Annotated in this window: 2 protein-coding genes and 1 pseudogene; 1 reads left to right on the top strand and 2 read right to left on the bottom strand. The window is 30.2% G+C overall.

Going from position 1 to position 3022, the window contains the following annotated elements; translation table 11 throughout:
• Window positions 1–1742: NERD domain-containing protein (locus tag FTV48_RS14340; RefSeq protein WP_180000745.1), on the bottom strand; the 1742-nt coding region annotated here is incomplete at its 3' end.
• A gap of 6 nt (window positions 1743–1748) precedes the next feature.
• On the bottom strand, window positions 1749–2861 hold the full coding sequence (locus tag FTV48_RS14335) for a hypothetical protein (protein ID WP_180000744.1): 1113 nt from the start codon (window positions 2859–2861) through the stop codon (window positions 1749–1751).
• 37 nt (window positions 2862–2898) lie between these two features.
• On the opposite strand from FTV48_RS14335, the pseudogene FTV48_RS15265 reads away from it, so the two are divergent.
• A pseudogene (locus tag FTV48_RS15265) lies at window positions 2899–3022 on the top strand (hypothetical protein); the annotation flags it as partial.

Genomic DNA, 3022 nt, shown 5'->3' with positions numbered 1-3022 from the left:
GCACTGTAATTTATCTGCTGGTCTGCAGATAAATGAATATTTTCATTTGTACTCAGCACAATCGAATGTGGTGCCGTTAATACCATAACAGCCTGTTTAAATGCAGTGGCTTTGTTCGCATCTTCAGATTCTATTTCATCAAAGTCTGTAAGAATAATAACTGGTGCTTCCAATCCTTTAAACTTATGAACTGATGTGAATCTTAAACCTATAGAATCTAACGAATACACTATGGCATTAAGTTCATCTTTATGTTTGTAAGCCAAGCCTTTTTTTTCAGCTACTTTTGATAAAATAATGATATCTGAATAATTAAATCCTTCTTTTAAACATTTATTTATGATCTCTTTTATTTTTTTTAATTGTTCAGAATCATTTGAATACATATAGTGTTGAGAATCTAATATTGAAGATTGGGAGCGTAAATAACTTTTATAAGGGGAATCCATAGCCAATAAATTTAAACTACGCCGTGAAGAAGATTCAGTATTTCTACAATTTTTGAGTAATCTATAAGTTATACAACTAGGGTTTCGGTCTTTTACTATTTCAATAAATTCTTCTTCATTCATATTTCGCACATAAATAGATTGAAGAAGAAAGTCACCAAAAATATGCCATCTTCCATGAGAAAGCCCATTAGCTAGAAGTAAATCAAGACAATCCAACCATAGTTTATTCCCGATAATGTCTTGTGCTTCATCAAATACTAAAAGATCATACATGCCATCATGAGATACATCCATGATATTAGAGTATGCTATTTCTGGCAGTTCCTTTTCCCAGTAACTTTCACTTTCTAAAATATCATTATTAGTACGTAAATCATAAGATTTAAGTAATGCGTGCAAGGTCGAAACCGTTATATTTGAAAAACTGCCAAGTTGTTTCTTTAAATTCTCGCAAAGTAACTTATTTCTACATATAAATAATACTTTTTTTCCTTCTTTGGAGGCACGTATAGCCGATTCTATAGCAATAAATGTCTTTCCTGTTCCAGCAGGACCATTAAATAAAACACACGCATGATCAGCTAATGAGTCCAGAGCATCAAATTGCTCTGTAGTGAATTTCAATAACTCCATTTGAATAGATTCACTATGATTTCGAACTTGGTGACTCAGCTCAATATTTGGACGGAGTAATCTAACCAAATCTAATATATCCTCACGATTTGGCCGATCAGGATTAGACCTTAACCATTGTGCCGAATTTTTAGCAAGCAACTCTCTTCTTGCATTATTAATTTTTTTTATCAATAGGTCAGAAATCTTGCCTGTGCGAAATTCTTTACAGGTTGCATAACCAGATTTATCAATTTCCAGACTTTCTAAAATAAAGTCGCAGTGAGTGAAAATGACTAAGGGGAAAATAGGTATTTCTTTTAATTTATTATTATGATTTGCAATATATTTTTGCAAACTAAACATAGAGTCTTTTAACTGGATAAAAGGGCTTCGAGATCCATTAATATCATTACTACCTAAATACCATATACCGTCTTCTATCTTAATTTTACGATGTGCTTTTATTTCAATTGCTAACATCCCAAGTTTTGGAATAATTACTAAAAAATCAATTTCCCCCATAACCCTAGTTTGATGATAGGTGGGAGCAATATTTAAAGAATGAAGAATCGTCCAATCGGATGTATCCTGCTCTTGAGATATTCTAGTAAAAAACTCTATTTCGCCAGGACTTAAAGTATCTGGATCAATCCTTTTTGGAATCATATTTGGCATCGATTATTACCCTAATGGAATTAATGAAAACTTAATACCTTGAACTTGATGAACTAATTCAAACTCTTCAGAACTTTTAATATTTTCTAAATACTCTCTTACAATTTCTAAACCAATATTTTTTTGATAATACCCATCACTAATTGCAACACCTCTTCTTTTACGGGCAAAATCAAAAAATCTTTCAATTTCCTCACTATCAGTAATACCGGAAAATAATAGTACCGCTTTATAATCATCATGTTCTCTTGGTGCAATATTCTCCAAATTAGACCAGTTTTTAACATTTGCTGGAGTTGCTCTTTTAGCACCAAGTTTATTTAATTTTTTAATAACCAAATCAATATCAGAACATTCTCTTAGAGGCTTTTTCCATTTTTCCATTATTAAATTTTGATGCCGCTTAAAATCATCTGAAGATAAAAAAGATGTATCTATTTCACTAACTATATACTTTATATTATTAAATTGATCACCATTCTCAAATGTAGAATATTTAATTTTATTATCTTTTGTTATAACCAAATATTCTTTATTATAATCTAATCGCTGTATTTTATTGTTTTTATCAAGAATTTCTAACTTAAAATCATGATTATCCATACTTATTAAGGATGTATCATCAGATTCAATAATGAAATCATCATGGTAAAATAATGAATACTTTGAATAAAAATCCTCATCAGATTTAATATTTATCAACTCATTTTTTACTAAGTTATAATTTTCGAAACTTATTTCAATAGATTTTCCATTAGGAGAAGTAAGAATTGAAGAGTCCACCCCAAAAATATAAGATCCTACATGATGAATTACATACAAAAATTCAGTAAATGGCAGTATAATTAGTTGACTGATCCATTTTGATGGAATAAAAGTAATAACAGGTATATCAAAATATTTTTCCCTAATATCTTTTATAAAAATTGGCCTTATAAAAGTATGAAGTTCATTTTCGTGAAGTAGTGGAAATATATCGTTCCATTGATTTTCTGATTCAACTAATAATCCATATATATCTTCGTTATTATTTAAAACTAATTCCTCAAGCGCTGTTATAATTATTTGATCGACTTTAATAAAATCTATCATATCTGATATGATTTTAGCTACATTCATTATTTCTGAATGATAACCCCGGATTCTCAACCGTTTACATGAAGGCATGAGCTTGTTAGAGCGTGATCAGGCTGCCGCTTATTTTGCTGAAGATTCTTATGGTGCACAGATTTTACTTTGTTCGGAAATTGGTTCAGAAGGACGTAACTTCCAGTTTGCAT

Origin of the sequence: Acinetobacter sp. YH18001 (assembly GCF_013416975.1) — a bacterium.
Classification (GTDB): Bacteria; Pseudomonadota; Gammaproteobacteria; order Pseudomonadales; family Moraxellaceae; genus Acinetobacter; species Acinetobacter pseudolwoffii.
The sequence above is the reverse complement of the archived record's forward strand: the minus strand, read 5'-3'. Positions and strand labels throughout refer to the sequence as shown.

What these genes read in the sequence shown, in the direction of transcription:
- FTV48_RS14335 (WP_180000744.1), bottom strand. Translation starts at nt 2,861, where the DNA reads ATGAATGTAGCTAAAATCATATCAGATATGATAGATTTTATTAAAGTC.